We start from the raw sequence: 19,753 nt of genomic DNA on the forward strand, positions 1-19,753 counted from the left end.
CTTTTTATCACTGAAATATTGAAAAACAAGAACTTGCAGACAGTGAAGCATCATCCAAAGCTAAATTTGCTTGGTCTGCCGTCAAAACAAAATTTCCTTGAGAATCCCGAATCAAAGCGTTGGCTTCTATGATTTGTGTAGGCTGGTTACTTCTTAATAATTTTGGATTATACAGATTATTAAGACCTGAAATAGGAAAAAAGTTACTTTGTTCAATATTGTTATGTATTAGGTCGTTAGGCTTAGATTGTAGATTGCGACTACTAACAGCAAAGCTACTGGTTCCTGTGCCTACTTGTTTTTGGCAAGCTGGGATAATTTGAGGAGTTGTTGGAATCCCTTTTGGTGCAGTTTTATTGATGCCAGAATTATTATCCAAAGCGTTGATATGAATATTACCATTCAATCCGAATTCTGAACTAGCTGTAATTTTGCTATCGGGAGAAGAAAAGAATCCGAGAGCATTGATGTTGATATTACCGCCTCTTCCTTTAAAGGCATTGGCTGTAATCTTACTGTTTTCTATGACAATCAGAAGATTGGTATCAATAATGATATTTCCGCCATTTGCGGAGCCTGTTACACTAAAGCCAGAGTTTGCAGCAAGGGCAGAGATTAAGCCTGGGTCACTTGATGTAGCATTGATAGTACTATTACGACGTACTAATAAACTATTTGCTTGCAAGAAAATATTCCCTCCCTGTCCTGACGCAGTTGCTGCTCCAATATTTGAGTTGTCTAAGTTAATATTGTTAGCATTAATTTTTAAATTACCGGCATTACCAGTTCCAAAATTACTTACATTAACTAGAGTGCCATCTCTTAGAGTTAATCGGTTAGTATTGATTGTCACATCACCAGCATTTCCATTAGTAACTGGTGGTAATCCTAGTAATTGTTGTAGTGCAGTAGAAATAAAAGCTGCGGTTGATGATATACCAAAAGGTTGGTCATAAACTAATCCATCAGAGGTTTCTCGCGTTATATCTATAGAATTGTAAGCATTAACTACAACATTCCCTGCATTTCCCTTTCCTAAAGTGTAAGAATTAATATTACTGCCATTTTGTAAAAGAACCTTTGGTGCATTAACTGTTAAAATACCAGCATTTCCAGTACCAAAAGCTGCAACACCTAATTGGCTTGATGCCAGAGAAACAAAAGGATTAAATCCACTTAATTGAACTCCCTCATTGGCATTAATAGTTAAATTTCCTCCCTTCCCCGCTCCAAATGTTCCAGATATTACTGTTCCTCCATTTAAAAGTGTTAATTTTCCTGTGTTAATTCTGAGATTTCCGCTATTACCAGAAGAGAAAGTATAAGTACCAATCCCACTAACCTTAGTAGGATCAATAGAAGAAAAACCGATTATTTGCGTCGATTCTGAGGTATTCAAAATTATATTACTACCGTTTGCTTCTGTGAAAGTTTTAGCATATATAGCTGCTCCATTTTGAATAACTAAGTTCTTTGCCGACACTTCAATATCACCTGTATTTGCTGCTAAATTTTCACTTAAAAATCCACTGGGAATCTTTCCATCAGAGGAAGTGCCACTTAATTTTATGGAGTCAAGGGCATTTGCATTGATACTTGCCCTTGCTTGAGTTCCTTGGTTTTGAATTAATGCTATCGAACCATCGGCTAGTGAAATTTGCTTGCCGATTAGATGAATTGAACTGCTACCGATACCACTAGCGTCTACTAAAGCTTGTTGAGATAATCTAATATCCTGAAAATTTTGTACATCCTTGTAATTCAAAATCCAGCCATTAAAAGTGGGATTGAGGTTAACTTCACTGGATCTGACACTGCCTATTTCAATCCATCCTCCAGGAGCCGTCAAAATACCTCCCAGTAGGTCAACATTACCTCCTATCAAAGCGAGGGTTTTTCCTTCAGACACCCGTAGACTATTAGAGCTAGTAGCAGATCCTAAAATGGGCGAAAATAAGGGGGTAGAAACAGTTAAGCTATGACCTGTACCTTGCACAATAATTGCCCCTGGATTGCTTCCCAATTGCAAACCAACTGGAACACTAATAGTTAGTAAGGGTGTAGTTTTAACATTCGTGGCATTGAAGTAAAATTTATCAGCAAAATTAATACTATTTGCCGTACTAGCAAGAAATGAACCACCAAGATTTAGTGAAGCATTAGGGCCAAAAATAATCCCGCTAGGATTGATCAAAAACAGGTCAGCAGTACCATTAGCTTTAAGTATACCGTCAATATTTGATATGGATGAACCTGTTACCCGGCTAAAGATATGCTGAATGTCAGTTGCATTATTAAAATAAGCAGTATCTCCAGTTGTAACAGAAAATTTTTCAAAACTGTGAAACAGATTATTACCCGTTCTTGTACCTCCATTAATAGTATGAATATTATCCTGATTTATTACTTGGGAGTTGGAGGGCAACGAAGTATCAGGAACAATTTCTGCAATAGCCTGTGTAGATAATAAACAGTGTAAAGTAATATTCACAAAAAGATATAATTTTATTTTCTGCATTTTTATCTTCATTAAACTGTTGCTAACCAATGGAATGGTTTTTGTTTCGTGCATAGAGATAAAGGTGGGAATAATATATTTAGCTTTGTCTTCAGCCAAAAAGTTCAATTCATACTGCAATATGCAACGTCTATATTTGATTGGGTATGCCATTGAATCGCTTATTCTTTGGTTACAGAGAGGACAGGCTTTCTCATATTTACGGCCTGCTCTACAATATCGGCTGCCCGAATAACTCCCCCAGCACGATTAATGGCTATTTGTAATTTAGAAGCATTTTTTTTGTACACATCCTCTGTCATTAATTTTTGAATGGTACTTCGTAGCCGGGGAATACTTAATTGAGATAGTTGTACTACTTCTCCAACGCCTGTCCATACCAAACGTGCTGCTATTCCTAGCTGATCATTAGCAATTGGAATAGCCAGCATTGGAACGCTGTTGCTTAAAGATTCTAAAACTGTATTCAAACCTGCATGAGTAATTGTAATGGTTGCTTTTTTTAGCAATTCCAGTTGTGGTGCGTAGTTAACAACTAGCAAAGAGCCAGGCATTTCTTGTAGCAATTCAGAGCAATTGGAACCACCAAGGGAAATTACTAGCTGAACGTCTAAATCAGCGCAAGCTTCTGCAATATAACGAAAAATATAATGCTGGCGATTCTGCAAAGTTCCAAGTGACGCATAAATTAACGGCTGCTCTGTTAACTTTTCATAAGGAAAAGGTATATGTTCTCGCCCTGATATATCTTGATAGGGGCCAGTGAAATGAAAGCATTTAGGTAAATCCTTTCTTGGAAATTCAAACTCAACAGGTAATTGGCTTAGTTGAGCGAGTCGTGAAAAGCTATCCTTTTGAGGGGTGTCACGGTAGAGGGTAGATCCCATGATCGGCGATATTCGTCTAAAACTTGTGTAATTGGTTGTGTAAGACGCTTCATTAACAAGTAAGCTGCTTTATTACGTAAACACGCCCACCATGCTGTGTTATAACTCCAGGGTGTGAAAAAAGGGGGAATTGTGTCTTCTTGATTAACTGGTAAAGCATTGCAAACAGTAACAAAAGGAATTTGTAGATATTCTGCAATAGTCTCACCTCCTATTGTAGTTTGGTCTACTAACAATGCTTCTACACCAGCATTTTCAAGAGCTTGTGGTGCTTCACTAAGTAGTAGATGCACCTCCTCTTTCATCAGGTTGAGAATATATTTAAAAGCTGTAAACCCGCTCAGTTCACCTAACTCTGCTAAAGAATGCATGTTTGCGTCTTTAGGGGATCTAGATTTTTTAATATAACAATAGTCTAATCCTGCTGCTAATATTTTGGATTCAACATCAGCGACTGCCAAGAGTGTCACACAATTTCCACGTCTTTGTAATTCACGTCCTAAAGCAATCATCGGGTTTAAGTGCCCATCTGTTGCAGGGCAAAGGATACCAAAGTGAGTCATGCATGAAACTCCTGTCTGAAATTATAACTATCAAAGAGTCCTTATTTTAAATCTATTAATTAATAAACTCAAAGTTATATAAAAGCCAAGCCCACTCAACTTTTAGTCTAGAGTATAAGAGGGTTCGTAAAAAAAAAAAGATTTGTCTAATCGACAGTTAATATTTTTAAATTAAGAATCACTACAAAAATTTAGCTAGTAGTCGCTAACCTAAATAAGATCAGTAACAAAAATTGCAACATTATATATTTTCATAAAACAAAATAAAGCCAGACATTATTAATCAATATCATGAATCACAACTATTCAGATTTATTTAATTTTAATTATGGCTAAAGTTATAAATATTGATAATTCCTTCTATCCCCTAAGATAGATAAAATATTAAAAAGTATTGAACTGCACAAAAAAGTAAGTTCAATTTTATATCATGTTTTTTTGATTGAGTCAATAGTTACTAAAAAATCTTCAAGACGATCAATAGAGAGTTACCAGTTCGGGTTGCTGTAGCGCTCACTTTATGATCAATATTTGTGTCCCCCTTGTAGCCAGAAGCTTTCGCAAGATCCTTAAGGTTTTGCACGCCGCTATACTGATGTCCATTTATAACCCAAGTTGGTACACCGGGGACTTTTGCCGCTTTACATAAATCGGGATGAGGATTGATAGCTTTTTTGTCACACTCCACCTTGATGCTGTCGTTGATAATCTGGTAGGCTTCTTTACCAAAGAGTAACGTCTGTTCATGACAGTGAGGACACCACCAAGCGACGTATTCTTTTGCACCGATGTTCACCAAATGCTTCGCCAAGGCTAGTAGTCTGCCAAGGTAACTTTGCTAAGTAAAACCTCTAATTGGTAAAATAACCAAAAACGGGGTGTGGTATGGGCAAAAAGTACATTGTTGACTTGAATGAAGATGAAGTTTCTCAGCTACAGGCAATAATTAAAAAAGGTAAGCACAAAGCAAGAACTATAACCCGTGCAAACATTCTTCTGATGGCAACTGATAGAGAAAGGGATCAAGCGATCGCTAGCATAGTTAGAGCGCATGTTGCAACAGTGCAACGAATACGAGAAAAATTTGTCATTGGTGGGTTAGATTTTGCTTTAAAGGATGAAGTTCATCCACCAAAACCTAAAAAATTAGATGAAAAGCAAGAAGCATTTTTGATTGCAACGGCTTGTTCTAAGCCGCCAGAAGGGAGAGTGCGTTGGACAATGCAATTATTAGCGGATCACTTAGTAAACCTTGGGATAATAGATTCAATTTCCGACGAAACAATACGTCAAACTCTAAAAAAAACGAAATTAAACCGTGGTTAAAAGAACAGTGGTGTATTCCCGAAGTTAACGCAGAGTATGTATTCAGAATGGAGGATGTGTTGGATTTATATAATGAGCCTTATGATCCTAAACGCCCTGTAGTCTGCTTTGATGAACGTCCCTACCAATTAGTAGAAGAAGTAAGACTTCCTTTACCACCAGAGCCGGAGCAGCCTGAACGTTATGATTTCGAGTATAAGCGTAACGGGACAGTCAATTTATTTGCATGTTTTCAACCCTTGGCTGGATGGCGGCATATCGAAGTTACAGAACGTCGAACTAAAGCCGATTTTGCTCTTCAAATGAAAAAGTTAGTAGATATTGATTATCAAGATGCTGATATTATTCGTTTAGTAGTTGATAACCTAAATATTCATACTCCCAGCGCGTTATATGAAGTTTTTCCACCAGAAGAAGCACGTCGAATTATTCAAAAATTAGAGTTTCACTATACTCCTAAACACGCTTCTTGGTTAAATCAAGTAGAAATTGAATTATCTGTTTTATCTCGCCAATGTTTAGAACGGCGTATTCCTAATGCAGAAACATTAACTTCTGAGATTGCTGCTTGGGAGAAACAACGTAATCAACAAAAAGCCAGTGTCTATTGGGGTTTCCAAACCAAAGATGCTCGTCGAAAAATGCAGCGTTTATACCCGGATTTAACTTAGCAAAGTTGGCTTGGTAGACTACTAGTTCTGCCTCCCCAGAAATGGTGGTGATTTCCCAACCGACTCCAGTCTGAGGTCGTTCTTTGGGCAGGAAGAAAATAATTGATGGGGATTTTTGGTTGTCTGTTTGTTGAGCAATATCTGTCATTAGTGCAGAGCCAGAACTCTTACCAACACAGATAATGGAGAGCGTTAACAGTGCAAGTAAAACAGGGTGTTTGATAGCCATATTAAATATATACTTTGATTTAATAGTTGTCGAAGCTAACAATTAGAAGCTTTAAGATTGTAGTATTTTGTATAACTGATAACGCGAAGTCAAGATATTATTATTCATCATCTTCATCTTCATAATCGAAATTATCATCACCATGTTCTTCATACCACTTTCTCTCTTCCTCCAAAGCGATTTCTCTTGAGATCCTTTTTCTTTCTAGGGCTTCCCTTTCTAACTTTTCTATTTCTTGCCTTTCTATTTCTTGCCTTGCTCTTTCTATTCTTTCTCTATCTCTGGTTTCTCTTTCTACCCTGTCTCTTTCAAGCTGAATTAATCGCTGCTCCACTCGTTCACAGTAGAAATCCAAAGCCTTTCCTGTGGTTGCTCCGGTAATCGCACCACCAGCTAAAAAGACGATGACAGTTTTCCAGCCGCCAAAGGGATTACCGCTCCACTCCAAACTACCCTCATTGAGCCACACCAGTAGGAAGTAGACGAGAATTCCAATAACTGTATTGATGAGAGCAAAAACTCTTGGTGTCATTTCGGATTGACGAAGTATCAACCACTGCGCCAAACTGAGAATCACACCAAAGATGAAAGCAGCAATTCCTGAGAGAATTAGATTACCTGGGAAACTGAATGGATCTACCGCAAATTTAATGATTAGCGTGATAATAATCGGGGCAGAGAGCAAAAAGCTCAAGAGTAGGCTAGCGCTAATCGCAACAAACCAGTAGCGACCGAGATAAACCAGGCGAAATTCCAACAACGACTCTTGTACTCCAAACAAAGTCGTCCAAAATACAATACCCGCCGTCAAATAATCAAGCATTAGCCCTTGTTTTACTCGTATGTTGAAGAGGGTATTTCTAGAATAAGCTGAAATTGAATTCAGTTGTCAGAAGTCAGAATTAAATTCAGGCTTTTGACAACTGAAGTTTTTCTTGTTAACTGTGGTTTTGGACTGATTTTCGTTAAAGTATTCTTCCATCAGTGCAAAATATAAAAAGCAATTAAAAACCCCAACCTGTTTAACTGGAGTTTAGACTAAGCAATGGAAAATGACCCAGCAGGGCTGAGTTAATCAGAGACTTAGCAAAAGTATGAAGAATCTTGGGTATTAAACAGCAACAGATGGTTCTTTAGGTGGTCGTGCTACTGTTTTTTTAACAATGGGACATCGGTTTTTACGGTGACGCTTCTTTCCTTGTTGCCAACCGGGAGACTTTCCGCGAGGTTTGGGTGCAGAGGTGGGAGTACCAATGGCCGCAAAAACTCCACCTATAGCTTGAGCAACTCTTCCAGGGGTCAATTTATCTAGAGACTTCTGCCAAGGTAAAGGATTGTCAGTAACGATATCGCGGGCTAACCACAATTCCCAAGTCATCAGAGGCATGAGGTCACTCCACCGTTCACTTTGCTTAGGAGTACCAAAGTTTGGTACAGTCCAATGTAGACGCTGCTTCAAAAAGCGATACCAGTGGTCAATGGTAAAGCGACGCAAGTAAAGACACCAAACTTCTTCTAAGGGTGGCATTTCTTCTCCTACCCAAGCCAACCACAAAGGTTTGGACACTCTCATGTTACCTTGCGCGTCCAGACGTTCAACTCTGATGATTAACATTGGACGTGTAGCAGCCTGACGGAAGTGTAAATCTTTCCACAAGCTCACACGCACACGTCCTAATTTTGGGTCATTTATTTCTAATACAGATGTTGCTTCATTCCATGTTGTGGGCTCATTCAGTTTAAATTTATCACCATGCTTTTTAGGTCGCCCCTTTCCCGAATAAGCTTTTGGTTCACCCCATAAACACAGATTTGAACGCAACCGAACGAGAATATCTGCTGGAATATTCGCAGTTTTTAAGATAAAAGGCGCACAACCATATTCACTATCCCAAACTGAAATCGGTCTGGTAGGCAAATATTTACACACCTGTTTGAGTTGCCAAATTGCTTTCCCAATAGGACTTTCGGCACTTGTGATCCGTTCATGTCTTAATGGTAATGCCCAACTTCCCTCATTTTCAGGTATCCAGGCAATTGTGCTATATCCTTGACCAATGGTAATCGGTTTATTTCCTGCTATGGATGTGCCACTATGCTCATAAGTTCGCTCTTGCAACCTGACGGCATCTGGGCGTGACCAGTTTGTGTGATCTCCTGCTAACAATGGTCGTCCCTCTGCGGGGATTTGTTTGATATATAGCTGCATCAATTTCTGTCGCTGTGGCCTACTATCTTGTAGTGCCTCATAGATACTTGGCCACTTCCTTCTAAATACTGGCGATAGGGACAATTCTGCTAGGCAATAAACATTTCTAGTTAGCAATATGGCATCTGTCAACTCAAAAGTTGCATCGTGTGCTCTGCCTAAATATTTGTAGACTGCTTGACGGAATTCTTCTAATCTGGCACGTTTCATCTTGGCATCTGAGTAATGGTAGTTCGTTTCTCAGCTTCTGCCAAAAGGGGGCCTGTATTCAATCAGACACCCCTTTTCTTCTTGCTTATTATATGATAATGATAATCGAATAAGGGGGGTGGGAGAGAAACGAGCGACGCTCGTTTCTCTCCCACCCTTTTCATGATTATCATTATTGTATTATTTTCTGAGCAGGTATACTACACAATAATTGTTAAAGGTCAGGATGCTTTAAGGCTGACAAGATAATATTTTTAACCTCTAATTCCTTTTGATTTGCGTTCTCTCATATCGCTTTTAGTCTAAACTCCAGTTTTTAGTCAGGTTGGGAAAAGCTTAGAACAAAAGGTAGAAATAGAACATTTACGGTGTGGAAGAAATGTATTGGTAATAGATGGGTCTACCGTATCGATGCCAGACACTCCAGATAACCAATCATGCTACCCTCAACCCTCTACTCAAGCATCTGGATGTGGATTCCCAATTGCGAAAATCGGTGTGATATTCAGTTTAGCTACTGGAGCCGCTATTGCACTGTGCATAGATGTTCTGAACACGCATGATATTAAATTAGCCAGAAATTTATATCAGTTTCTTAATCCATTGGATATCCTTTTAGGAGATAGAGCATTTTGTGCTTATGCTGATTTGGTTTCTATTAAAAATAGAAATTGTGATGCACTTTTTAGGAAACACCAAGCTCGAAAAACCACGATGCGAAAAGGTAAAATAATTGGATCAAGTGACAAGTTAGTAACTTGGCATAAACCTAAAAAATGCCCACACGGATTGAGTAAAGATGAATTTAATGCTTTACCCTCAACCATAACTGTACGAGAGATATATTATTATATTATTGTTCCTGGCTTTCGCACTGAACGAGTTAGCTTAATTACTACTCTCTTAGATACAACAGCTTATTCTACTCTAGATATTGTTGGGCTTTATGGTAAACGTTGGGACGTTGAACTAGATTTAAGACATCTTAAAACTACTCTGGGGATGGATATTTTGCGCTGTAAAACTCCCTCAATGGTACGTAAAGAAATTTACGTTTATTTGCTAGCTTACAATCTACTTCGCGGTTTGATGTGGTCAGCAGGTACTAGTTACACTACTCCTCCGTTACGCCTATCACTGCAAGGTACTCGCCATCATTTAAATAACTTTATTCCCGAATTATTAGCTGCTCATTCAACAAAACGTCTTCAAATTTATTGCACGTTACTTAAAGTTATCGCTCACAAGGCTGTTCCTGATCGCCCCGCTAGAAACGAACCACGAGTCCGTAAACGCCGCCCGAAAGCTTATCCCTTAATGACCAAACCCCGGCACGAATTACGAAAGCAGTTGCAAACTGCTTAATTCACAAGCATTTCGGCTTTTCTTAGTGCCATTCTCCAACTTGAAAACTTTTCTTGTGATGTAGAGATTCTGTAAACCTTGCAGCGCAGGACTTTCTGTAATTTTCTTCTTTCTTCTTTCTTCTTTCTGCCCTCTGCCTAAAACAACCCACTATTGATCACCAAAAGCTGACAAGAACCCATAAAATGGATATCTGCTTTGTGAAGCATAAAGTGAGCTAAAAGCCCATTTTTTCATTCAAGTCACAATATTCAAGGGAAGTTTGCGATTAAAAGCTCGGATTACCGCGAGGTGCGTTCTTTACGACTAACAGATGATACCTGGAAGGCGTTAGGTATCGCCTCTGAATGCTTGGGATTAACTAGGGCTGACTATCTAGAGGAAATAGTTAGAAGTAACGTCAACCCATGTATTACACGGAAAAATTCAAATATTTCTACTTCTGATTCACAGGATTTTTTTGAACCATTGCCGAGTATTACACGGTACGACCAGGAAATGGAGAGGCTCATTGCCCAAGTACAGAATCTTCAAAAAGAAAATTTAGAGCTTAAGGAACGGTCAGCCATTAACTTTGTGCATGACGTTGTAGATTTTGAGGCGATACGCGATCGCATTTTATTTGAATTGAAGTTGGGACGGCAAGCTTCAGCTTACAAAGCAGCACAGAAAGCACTTAATCGATTTATTCAAGAAATAAAACATCTGGTTGACAGTTTCTGATTGCTGCCAAAACTGCTGCAAGAAGTCACGATTTCTCCAAATTGCCAAATTGATTGGTTTTTATCACTTTTTAATGTTAAGCAATATTTCGCCAACAGTGTCTTCGCTAGATCCACCCCTAATTGTTATAAATTTACCCGCTTATTTCCTCAGTCAGAATTGTATGGTTTAACTAGTCAAATACGCCGTTCTTCTGTATCTGTAGCATCCAATATAGCTGTTCGCGTAGCGTCCCGTCAGGGAAGGCTATGGAAGGCGCTCAAAGCCAGAATACATACAGTTTTTACATATTGCATTAGGCTCTTTGAGAGAACTTGATACCCAATTAATCATAGCTTCTGTACTGCCATCAGCAAATACATTCTGGAACAATTTGTAGTTTATGACTTGCTTGAGCCGGATGCGTTGCAAGGCGCAAGTCAGGTTCTGAGGGGGCGGGATTATAGTGATATAGTCCTGCTACCCGACCCACAGTCTAGCCAAATAGAACTTTACCGTAATCAAGCTTAATAATTCGGTCAGCATGATGAAAATACTGGTCATCATGGCTAATAGCGATTACTGTTTTCCCTTGACGTTTTAAATCAGGTAATAAATGTGTATAAAAAATATTTTTAAAAACAGGGTCTTGGTCAGATGCCCACTCATCAAAAATATAGATGGGTCGATCTTCTAAATAAGCTGTAAGTAAGGCAAGGCGTTTGCGTTGTCCTTGAGACAGTGCAGTTGTAGAAAGTATCCCATCCTTAATTGTAACTTTGTGTTCAAGTTGCAATTGAGATAAATACTCTTGAGCTTTATTATGTACAGTTAAATAATCTAAACCTAGAAAGCGTTCAAACAAATAAAAATCTGAAAATACGACAGAGAATTGCTGACAGTACCATTCTCTATTTTCATTGTTTATATCTTGCCCATTGAAGCGGACAATACCGCGTTCAGGTATATATAATCCTGTTATTAGCTTTACTAAAGTAGATTTGCCACTTCCATTACCTCCCACCACAAATACTAACTCTCCAGGATAAAAATTTAAATTTAGTGGTCCTAGCGTAAATTTACCATTTTCTCTTTCTCCTCGATAGGTATGAGTAACCTCTTCTAGCTGCATTAACTTCCATCCTTTTTGAGGAGTGGAACATGGTTCATTATTGAGCAGTAAACTTGGTATTTTTTTTGTTTGGTTAACAGATAATAATAACCCCAATGATTCTAATTTCTCTAAAGCGATATTAGCTTGGCTAAGTACAGGTAAATTCACTAATAAAACTCTAAATTGTGAAATCATAAAAACTATTGTTAGGATATAGCCAGAAACAATCGTAGAAGAAATATTGAATAATGGGGCTATGATAAAAAATAGTAGCCCAATAGGAACAAAAAATAATAAAAGTCCTGAACCAGCAGCAATTGAAAAGAAGTCGCTTGCTCTTTCACGATAGTTACTTAGATTTTTGGTAGTTATCCGCAGATCATGATTAAAAAATTCTTCCTGTCTTAAAGTGTGAAGTTTAAGTTCTTTTATTCCTTCAGTTGCAGTTCTAAAATGATAGAATAGCCTATCTTGATGCTCACGGGCACCTTTAAGAAAGTATCTGGCTTTTCTAAGGAGAAACTGCTGGTAAAGAATACCAATTAACATAAAAATAAACATCCAACAAAATAAACTTAAGGAAAGCCAGGCAAGGTAGAAAAAGCAAGTTATGAGTATAGCAACACTTGTAGAAAGGTTAGAAATTGCAAAAGAAGCAGTGGAGATAGATTGTATATCCTCAGTTAAAGTTACTAGTAGGCGAGGAATACCAATATTTTCGATTTGCTTCAATGGACATGCAATAATGCAACGGACAAGATGCTCTTGCAAATCCAAAGTAACTCGTTGGCCTAATCTAGCAATTAATGCCTGAGTCATTATAGAGCAAATTACTAGTAATAAACAAAAACCTACAAAGTACCAAACAACATTACTTTTAGGTAGTTGACCTTCCTTTAACATTAAATTAATAATAATAATTAATCCAACATTTGTAATTCCAGTAATTAATCCAGATGAAGTAGAAAAAAAAACTTTTATCAAAGAAGTTTTTACAAGGAGACTAATTAATTTCATTGTGAGGAACTCCAGTAGATATCTCAATTGATTTTTAGAACTTACGCTGCATAAACCAGGTTTATACGCAAAATCTTCGTTTTTATCCGTTTTCTCCCAAGGGAGACGCTGCGCGAACCGCGGAAGGAATAGGGACTTCCAAGAAATAAATTATCCAATCTTGTGGGGTGGGCATCTTGCCCGCCCTTGGTTACTGGGCGGGCGAGACGCCCACCCCACAATAAATAGTTGGATATTTTTTTATTTGGAAGTCCCATAAATTAGAGGGCGAAAGGTATAAATCATGTCTTGTAGTGTTCGTTCTTGGGCAAAGGGGAGGACTTTGAACTTATTTGCGTAGGGAGTAGGTAATCAGCCCTTTCGATTTGTACGGATGTTTTTTCAAAAATCACATAGGAGAATTTATCAGTTTAGAGTAAGCTTTATGAAATTCGTAAACACGTTGTTCTTCCAAACTGAAAATGCCACCTTCCTGATTTCGTGAAGAGATGCCTAGTTGAACTATTTCACAGATAGCTTTGTCTTCTTCACAAACTTCTACGTATATCTTCGTTAATGACTGAGTTAATGTATCAATAATATCTTGCTCAAAATCTGACTTAATATCCAACTTACTTACAAAAACATGACTAGTCAATTTTGTTTCCACTGGATTGATGGGTTGATGAATTTGAAGGTAAAATGCAATTCCATCATTTGTAGCAATCGTTAAATTTGGAAAAACAAGCTGATGATAGAAGCTACCTACCTTTAATGGTCTACTTTCAAGTATGGATTCAGCTTTTTTGAGAAGAATAGCTTCTTTGGACTTTTCAATATATTTAGGATTACCTTTGTCACTGTAAGCAGAATGAATCTCATTACAAATGTATTTTTTATCTACTGGGAAACCATATTTGCTGAAGGTGTTCTTGTGAACAGAAAATACATGATAACCTTCCAAAGTATTTTCTGTAGTTATTTTCCAGTTAGCATTGATTTTAATTTTAAATTCATTAATTTTGTGCCCAAATGCCTCCGAGAATTTAGCTAGTTTGTCATAAACGCCCCCTAAAAACTCTTTTAAGGTAAGACCATCATCATTTATTTTGACAAAAACTAGTTTGCCGCATACTTCAACCAGCCATTTTTCCAGTCTCAAAGATTCTCTTGTTTCATTATTTATATCAAATCGTTCTACCGATGGAATAGCTACAGGAATCCCATCACAGTTATAAACCCAGCCATGATAAGGACACTTCAATACACCATTGCCTTGAGGTAGTTGGTGAATTTGACTAAAGCGATGAGAACAAACGTTGAGAAATGCTTGTAACTCACCATGAAAGTTTTGAACGATGATAGACTTGCCACCAATTTCTGCACATATGTAATCATTGTGGCTCTGCAAGTCTGTTGTAAATCCAGCAAAATTCCATAGATTCTGAAATATCAACATTTGTTCTCGTTGAAAAATTTCGGTATCTGAATAGTAGGATGGCAGTATTAAAGGTTTGATCATTGCCAATTATAAGTTTGTAAAACTGAAAGCCAAAAACGTTGAATTTCAATACAAAATTTTACATCGCCGATTTAAACTACTTTTCAATTAGGTAGTCTTCGATAATTAATGCGTCAAGACCAGCGGTGTAGAAAACACTCAAAGCGTCCTCTAAGCTGTGGATAATTGGTTTACCCATGACATTTAAACTGGTATTTAACAGGATTGGTACGCCTGTGATTTCGTAGAAGGCGTAAATTAAATTGTAGAATTTTTCGTTCCATTCCTGCTTAACTGTCTGTAAGCGTCCAGTACCATTAGCGTGGACAACAGCTGGTACTTGTTCCTTAACTTCTGGACGCCAGCTAAGAGTACGTTCCATATAGGGTGATTCTTGATAATTCTCAAAGTATTTATCACCAAATTCATGCAGAATAGATGGTGCAAATGGTCTATATTCCTCGCGGAATTTGACTCGCTCATTAATTATATTTTTCATATTTGGAGAACGAGGGTCTGCTAGGATAGAACGATTACCCAACGCACGCGGTCCAAACTCAGCGCGTCCTTGTACCCATCCTAGTAACTTACCTTCCGATAATAGACGTGCAGCTTCTAGATGTATTGTTCCCGGTAAGTTTCTAATGTGGGGAATCCGACTAAACCGCAGCATATTATCTAATGATTTTTCACTGATAGTTGAGCCGAGATAAGGTGATTGCCAAGTTGTTTTGCTTAATTTGTGTGGATGATCTTCCTGATAAGCGAGCAATGCAGCACCAATAGCATTACCATCGTCAGCTGGGGCAGAAGGAACGTGTACTGCCTTAAAAGGAGTTTTGTCCAATATCATTCCAATTACTGACGAATTTAATGCACATCCTCCACTAATAACTAGATTATCGGAAATATTCAGTTTATAGAAATTATTAAGAAGTTCATCCATGATATCAGCAAATACTTTTTGTCCTGTACAAGCGATATCTACTGCCTCCCAATAAGAAGTAGAAGGTGGTAATGCTCTATTTTGAATACTAGAAAGTAAACTAGCACGGCTGCGACGAGAGGTTTTTTTTAAGCAACAGCCCTTTACTTCAAGAAGAGAACGCATTTGTTCGTATAATTCGGGGTCAACTTTACCGTATGGTGCCAATCCCATTACTTTCCACTCTTCACCCTTCTGGTAATCAAAACCGCAAAGACGTGTTACCATTCCATAAAAAGTTCCCAAGCTAGCAGAACCTATAGACTCTTGCACAGTCTTAATCATGCCATTCTTGTAACTGTAACTAGATATAGATCCTTTTTCTCCATTACCATCTACAACAATACAAGCGGCATCGGTAAAAGGACTAGTGCAGCAAGCATTTGCTGCATGAGTTAGGTGATGTTGATATCGTTTGAAAATAATATGGTAATTGTTAAACTTATAACGCATTTGATATGCGAGATTTCTACCTGCCTTTAGCAAGCCAACGAGATGCAGAAGAGTTAACCATTCAGAAGTTTCCTTAGCATAATAAAAAGAAGAAGGTTTTGAAATGCTTTTAGTATCTCCTAGTCTTAAAATAAAAAACAAATTTAAATAAGCTTGCCAGTTAGTAGAATTCCAAGTGCTAGCTACTATAAACTCAGCATTAGGATCGCAGTAGCTTTCAATTAATTGTACAATTTGATATAAATTATCTGGTTGAGCACCCCAGGCTCTTTTATTTTGTAAATAACGTTCTAGCGCTTCCGCAAATACTACTTGACCATCAGAATCAATAATAGCGATCGCTGGGTCGTGGCAAGAACTGGCTAAACCAATATAATAACGATTCATACAACCTTCCTCAATAGGCAATATTTCAATGGAAAACGAGCAATCTCAATTTTATTGGGATGCTTGCATTAAATACATTGATCTGATGTAATTCAACTCTTCCAATTTATTTAAAACTTTAGATGTACTTTCAGAAATAGTTTCTAAATCAGTCTTACACTCAACTTCTGCACACAAAGGTTCTTCGTAAGGGTCATCAATACCTGTGAAGTGTTTCATTTCTCCTGCACGAGCTTTTTTGTATAGTCCTTTGACATCACGCTGTTCGCAAACTGATAATGGAGAATTGACGTAAACTTCGATAAAATTGCCAATATCATCTCGCATTTCATTACGAACATCGCGATAGGGAGAGATAGCAGAAACTAACACAATTACATTATTTTTAGTTAGTAAACTAGCTACAAACCCGATACGACGAATATTTTCATTACGATCTGCTTTGCTAAAACCTAAACCTTTAGTTAAATACTGACGCACAATATCACCATCAAGTAATTCAACCCTACATCCCATTCTGCGTAGTTCATTTTCGACATTTCGACTAATGGTAGTTTTACCTGCACCACTTAGACCAGTGAACCATACTGTTACACCATCTTGTTGTAATTTCATAATTACCTCCAGAAGTTAAATAAACACAAAATTTTAACTGATGATTATTTGATAGTAAAAGCCTCTAATTTTCCCCGTAAGCTTGGCTCAAAAATCCAAAATAAAACGCCTTTTACTGAGGAGGATTATATTGCCACTGGTCAATAGTAAATTTCCAAGCATCATAGACTTTGGTAATCGTTTCATTATCAAACAAATGTTTATTAGTTTGGTAATCAGAATGAGCAATAAGATATTGATGGAAGTATTCTTTTGACTGTTCAAAATCTGGTAATTGAAATTGCTCGTATATTTTTTGAATATATATCAACTCATTCCCTAAAAAATCTTCATATTTAATCTCTACAAAATTTTCTTCAGGAATTAAAGCTTTATGGCTCAGAAAAAAAATCATTTGCTTTTGATAAGATTCAAGAATATTTGCATCTACTTCTAGCTCACTGATATACTGTAATCTCAAATTTGAACCAAATTTTTTAGACGCATTTTTCCTTGATAGATATACAGTATAAGGATTTCTATAAATATGAATGAATTTAGCATTTGGAAACATTTCTAATAAAATTTTTATTTTTGCCGTATTAGCAGGATTTTTTAAAACTAGCCTTTTACTATTGGAAATAAAACTAGCTTTTTTCAAAAATTTATATAAGCATTTTTCCACTTATTAATAAATTCTTCATATTTATTTGATTCAAGCTCAGAGATATTATGAAACTTTTTTTGAAATGTCTTAGGGAAATAACTTGCATGATATGTAGAGTATGGGCAAATATTAGCAACTGCCCATTCTTCTTCTTCAGGTGATGTCAGTGAATTATCTACATTATCCATTGGTCTCTTACTCGGAACAATTTTTTTGATAATTTTTTTAAATGGCTGAGATATAAAAAATGATTCTGGTGCATATGCTAAAAGATTAGAAACATATCCCAAATTTGGATCTTGAGCAACTAAATTATGCAGGTAAGTAGTGCCACTCCTCCAATGTCCAATGATAAAAATTGGTGAAGGATGAATTTGAGTTTGCTCAATTTTTCTCCCGTATTTAATTTTCTCTATGATCCTAAAAGGAATCCCTGTAAAACTAATAAAAATGATAAATAAAGCTCTCACTATATATTTTTTATCAATGCCACCATACATGGTCAATACTCTAAATAAATTTAGAAATGAACTATAAGAAAGAGGGTGTCTGAGTGCTGTAATAAATTCTTTTTTGATGCTATCTTGTAAGTTCATCATATTTTTCCTCCTTGTTTAGGGTAAGGTTTATTAATTTAGGCAATTGGTAAATACTGGTTGTAATAATCTGAGATTTCTAATCCTTGAATCTTTAAAGTTTGGATTCGGTGTAAATAAGTTGCCCCTATCATTATGTGATGAGCCGTATCAACAACTCGACGATTAGTTAGTTCAGCCAAATAAGAACCACGTACCCAGTCATTGAAACTACCCATCCCTGGGCCGCACCAAATTTGATAATCGACTTCTCGACCTTTTTCTCCTGAACTAGACCACCGAGACGACAAACCTAAATACCAACGAAAAATTAAAGCCATTTTTAGTTTTGAATTAGTTGCTGCTTGAGCTAGCTTTTTTGGATTTCGTTGCAATAAAAATGCAGTGGTTTTTTCCCATACTTCATCTATACTCTGACGAAAAATTTGTTTTTCTAATTTCTCTCTTTCCGAAAGCGGGATATCGTCAAGGGAGTTATAGTTTCTGTACAACTCATATAATTTCTGCCCTCGTAGCCCAAACATAGTCCCTCGTTTGAGAACTTGCAGTTTAACTCCCATTTCAAACATATCTGCGGCTGGTGCCATCATTACATCAGCCATTTCAGCTTGTGCTAACAATTGTTTGGTATATTGAGAGGTTCCAGCTTCAACACATGACTGATTGATTGAACCAGTCACAATATAAGCAGCACCCATCATAAATGCAGCTAAAGCTGATTGTGGAGTGGCGATTCCTCCTGCTGCTCCAACTCTGATTGGTTGTTCATATGCGTATTTCTGTTGTATTTCATCACGCAATGCCATGATGGAAGGCAAAAGACAAACCAAGGGACGATTATCTGTATGCCCACCAGAATCTGCTTCTGTTGTAATGTCATCAGCAATAGGAACTTTAGCAGCGAGGTTTGCCTGCAATTCGGTTATTAATCTTTGTGCAATCAGTTCTTTGAGAATTTTAGTTGGTGCTGGTTGCATGAATTTGCTAGCAACTTCGCGACGAGAAATTTTGGCAATTACTTTGTTTTTGATTTCAATTTGATTTGCGGCATTTAAACTGAGTCCGGCAGCGCGATAATAAACGATATTAGGAGTCAAATCCAAAAATGCTGAAGCTTCTACAATTCTTACACCATATTTTAGGTACAAGTCCACAACCGCACGCTCGATTTCCGGTTCAGCAGGACTATGGATTAAATTAAATGCATAAGGATAATTAGGTAAAGCTTGTTGAATATTGTTAATTGCAGCTTCAACACGATTTGGACTTAAACCACCTGCACCAAAGGAACTTAATATCTTTTCTTTACCCAGTGCAATGACCATTTCTTCAGAAGCGATGCCACCAGCCATCGCACCTGTAGCATAAGCAAATTTTACGCCATAACAGGACAAAAAGCTTCGATTTCCTAATTGTTTTGTTGAGATTGGGGGGACAAATACTAGTAGTTTAGTTTGTTGTGATTTTGGTGTATTAATTGTAGATAAATAACCTTCATTAGTAATACCAATCCTGTCACCTACTTGAACAACATAGCAGGGTTTATGTAGACTAAGCAATCTACTTTTTATTTCTGCTTGGTCATAGTATATGCTATTTAAGTTTCCTTCCCATAATAGTTGATGATTGTAATTCGATATATCGAATCTTAATATCTGATCGTGCCTATTTATTGTTTTATCCCCTACTATCACAATTTTTACTCCATTTTGAAGTTTATTGGTTCAGAATTACAGAATGCCAGTATTCAAATATTGCTCTCACTAAAAATGTGAAGTTA

The 19,753-nt window shown here is 37.2% G+C and carries 15 protein-coding genes and 2 pseudogenes; 4 read left to right on the forward strand and 13 right to left on the reverse strand.

The window, feature by feature from the left end:
* Positions 1–7: 7 nt before the first annotated feature.
* The 4 genes from GTQ43_RS38570 to GTQ43_RS38580 all read right to left on the reverse strand — a co-directional run bounded on the left by GTQ43_RS38570 (position 8) and on the right by GTQ43_RS38580 (position 4,764).
* Positions 8–2,671 carry a filamentous hemagglutinin N-terminal domain-containing protein gene (locus GTQ43_RS38570; protein ID WP_265277921.1) on the reverse strand — a complete coding sequence of 888 codons (2,664 nt, stop codon included), beginning with the start codon at positions 2,669–2,671 and terminating at the stop codon, positions 8–10.
* An 8-nt stretch (positions 2,672–2,679) separates the two neighbouring features.
* Positions 2,680–3,405, reverse strand: a complete 726-nt coding sequence (locus tag GTQ43_RS41620) for a glycosyltransferase (protein ID WP_321162562.1) — start codon at positions 3,403–3,405, stop codon at positions 2,680–2,682.
* The gene (locus GTQ43_RS41625; protein ID WP_321162563.1) at positions 3,342–3,968 is read right to left on the reverse strand and encodes a hypothetical protein; all 627 of its coding nucleotides are present in this window, start codon (positions 3,966–3,968) and stop codon (positions 3,342–3,344) included. Before GTQ43_RS41625 ends, GTQ43_RS41620 begins: the two co-directional genes overlap by 64 nt.
* A 457-nt stretch (positions 3,969–4,425) precedes the next feature.
* On the reverse strand, positions 4,426–4,764 hold the full coding sequence (locus GTQ43_RS38580; RefSeq protein WP_321162564.1) for a hypothetical protein: 339 nt from the start codon (positions 4,762–4,764) through the stop codon (positions 4,426–4,428).
* Positions 4,765–4,853: 89 nt separating this feature from the next.
* On the opposite strand from GTQ43_RS38580, the gene GTQ43_RS38585 reads away from it, so the two are divergent.
* Positions 4,854–5,965 (forward strand): IS630 family transposase gene (locus GTQ43_RS38585; RefSeq protein ID WP_414859196.1). Its coding sequence is split into 2 segments (ribosomal slippage): positions 4,854–5,274 and positions 5,274–5,965, totalling 1,113 coding nucleotides; the frame shifts between segments, so codons are not numbered across the junction.
* A gap of 329 nt (positions 5,966–6,294) precedes the next feature.
* Here GTQ43_RS38585 and GTQ43_RS38590 read toward each other — a convergent pair.
* Together GTQ43_RS38590 and GTQ43_RS38595 are read right to left on the reverse strand one after the other, a co-directional pair.
* Entirely contained in the window at positions 6,295–7,017 is a 723-nt protein-coding gene (locus GTQ43_RS38590; protein WP_265277923.1) for a hypothetical protein, read from the reverse strand.
* A gap of 288 nt (positions 7,018–7,305) precedes the next feature.
* Positions 7,306–8,613: an NF041680 family putative transposase gene (locus GTQ43_RS38595; RefSeq protein ID WP_265270371.1), complete on the reverse strand. Its 1,308-nt coding sequence runs from the start codon at positions 8,611–8,613 to the stop codon at positions 7,306–7,308.
* 324 nt (positions 8,614–8,937) lie between these two features.
* Here GTQ43_RS38595 and GTQ43_RS38600 point away from each other — a divergent pair.
* From GTQ43_RS38600 to GTQ43_RS42005, 3 genes and pseudogenes are all read left to right on the forward strand, one after another.
* Positions 8,938–9,978, forward strand: a pseudogene (locus tag GTQ43_RS38600) (IS4 family transposase); the annotation flags it as partial.
* Between the two features lie 291 nt (positions 9,979–10,269).
* Complete coding sequence (locus GTQ43_RS38605) at positions 10,270–10,701, forward strand: hypothetical protein (protein ID WP_265277924.1); 432 nt, start codon at positions 10,270–10,272, stop codon at positions 10,699–10,701.
* Positions 10,702–11,059: pseudogene (locus tag GTQ43_RS42005) on the forward strand (four helix bundle protein); the annotation flags it as partial. It abuts the gene before it with no gap.
* A gap of 117 nt (positions 11,060–11,176) precedes the next feature.
* On the opposite strand, the gene GTQ43_RS38615 reads toward GTQ43_RS42005, so the two are convergent.
* From GTQ43_RS38615 to GTQ43_RS38645, 7 genes are all read right to left on the reverse strand, one after another.
* Entirely contained in the window at positions 11,177–12,811 is a 1,635-nt protein-coding gene (locus GTQ43_RS38615; RefSeq protein WP_265277925.1) for a cyclic peptide export ABC transporter, read from the reverse strand.
* A gap of 388 nt (positions 12,812–13,199) precedes the next feature.
* Positions 13,200–14,312, reverse strand: a complete 1,113-nt coding sequence (locus GTQ43_RS38620) for an aromatic ring-hydroxylating oxygenase subunit alpha (protein ID WP_265277926.1) — start codon at positions 14,310–14,312, stop codon at positions 13,200–13,202.
* 76 nt (positions 14,313–14,388) lie between these two features.
* Positions 14,389–16,116, reverse strand: coding sequence for a carbamoyltransferase (locus tag GTQ43_RS38625; protein WP_265277927.1), 1,728 nt, complete (start codon positions 16,114–16,116; stop codon positions 14,389–14,391).
* A 51-nt stretch (positions 16,117–16,167) separates the two neighbouring features.
* Positions 16,168–16,731 carry an adenylyl-sulfate kinase gene (cysC, locus tag GTQ43_RS38630; RefSeq protein ID WP_265277928.1) on the reverse strand — a complete coding sequence of 188 codons (564 nt, stop codon included), beginning with the start codon at positions 16,729–16,731 and terminating at the stop codon, positions 16,168–16,170.
* Between the two features lie 112 nt (positions 16,732–16,843).
* Positions 16,844–17,371 (reverse strand): sulfotransferase family protein, encoded by a 528-nt coding sequence (locus GTQ43_RS38635; RefSeq protein ID WP_265277929.1) that lies wholly within the window; start codon positions 17,369–17,371, stop codon positions 16,844–16,846.
* Positions 17,368–17,976, reverse strand: a complete 609-nt coding sequence (locus tag GTQ43_RS38640; protein ID WP_265277930.1) for a sulfotransferase — start codon at positions 17,974–17,976, stop codon at positions 17,368–17,370. Before GTQ43_RS38640 ends, GTQ43_RS38635 begins: the two co-directional genes overlap by 4 nt.
* Positions 17,977–18,011: 35 nt before the next feature.
* Positions 18,012–19,667: a PfaD family polyunsaturated fatty acid/polyketide biosynthesis protein gene (locus GTQ43_RS38645; protein ID WP_414859197.1), complete on the reverse strand. Its 1,656-nt coding sequence runs from the start codon at positions 19,665–19,667 to the stop codon at positions 18,012–18,014.
* Positions 19,668–19,753: the final 86 nt, after the last annotated feature.

This window comes from Nostoc sp. KVJ3, from assembly GCF_026127265.1.
Classification (GTDB): domain Bacteria; phylum Cyanobacteriota; class Cyanobacteriia; order Cyanobacteriales; family Nostocaceae; genus Nostoc.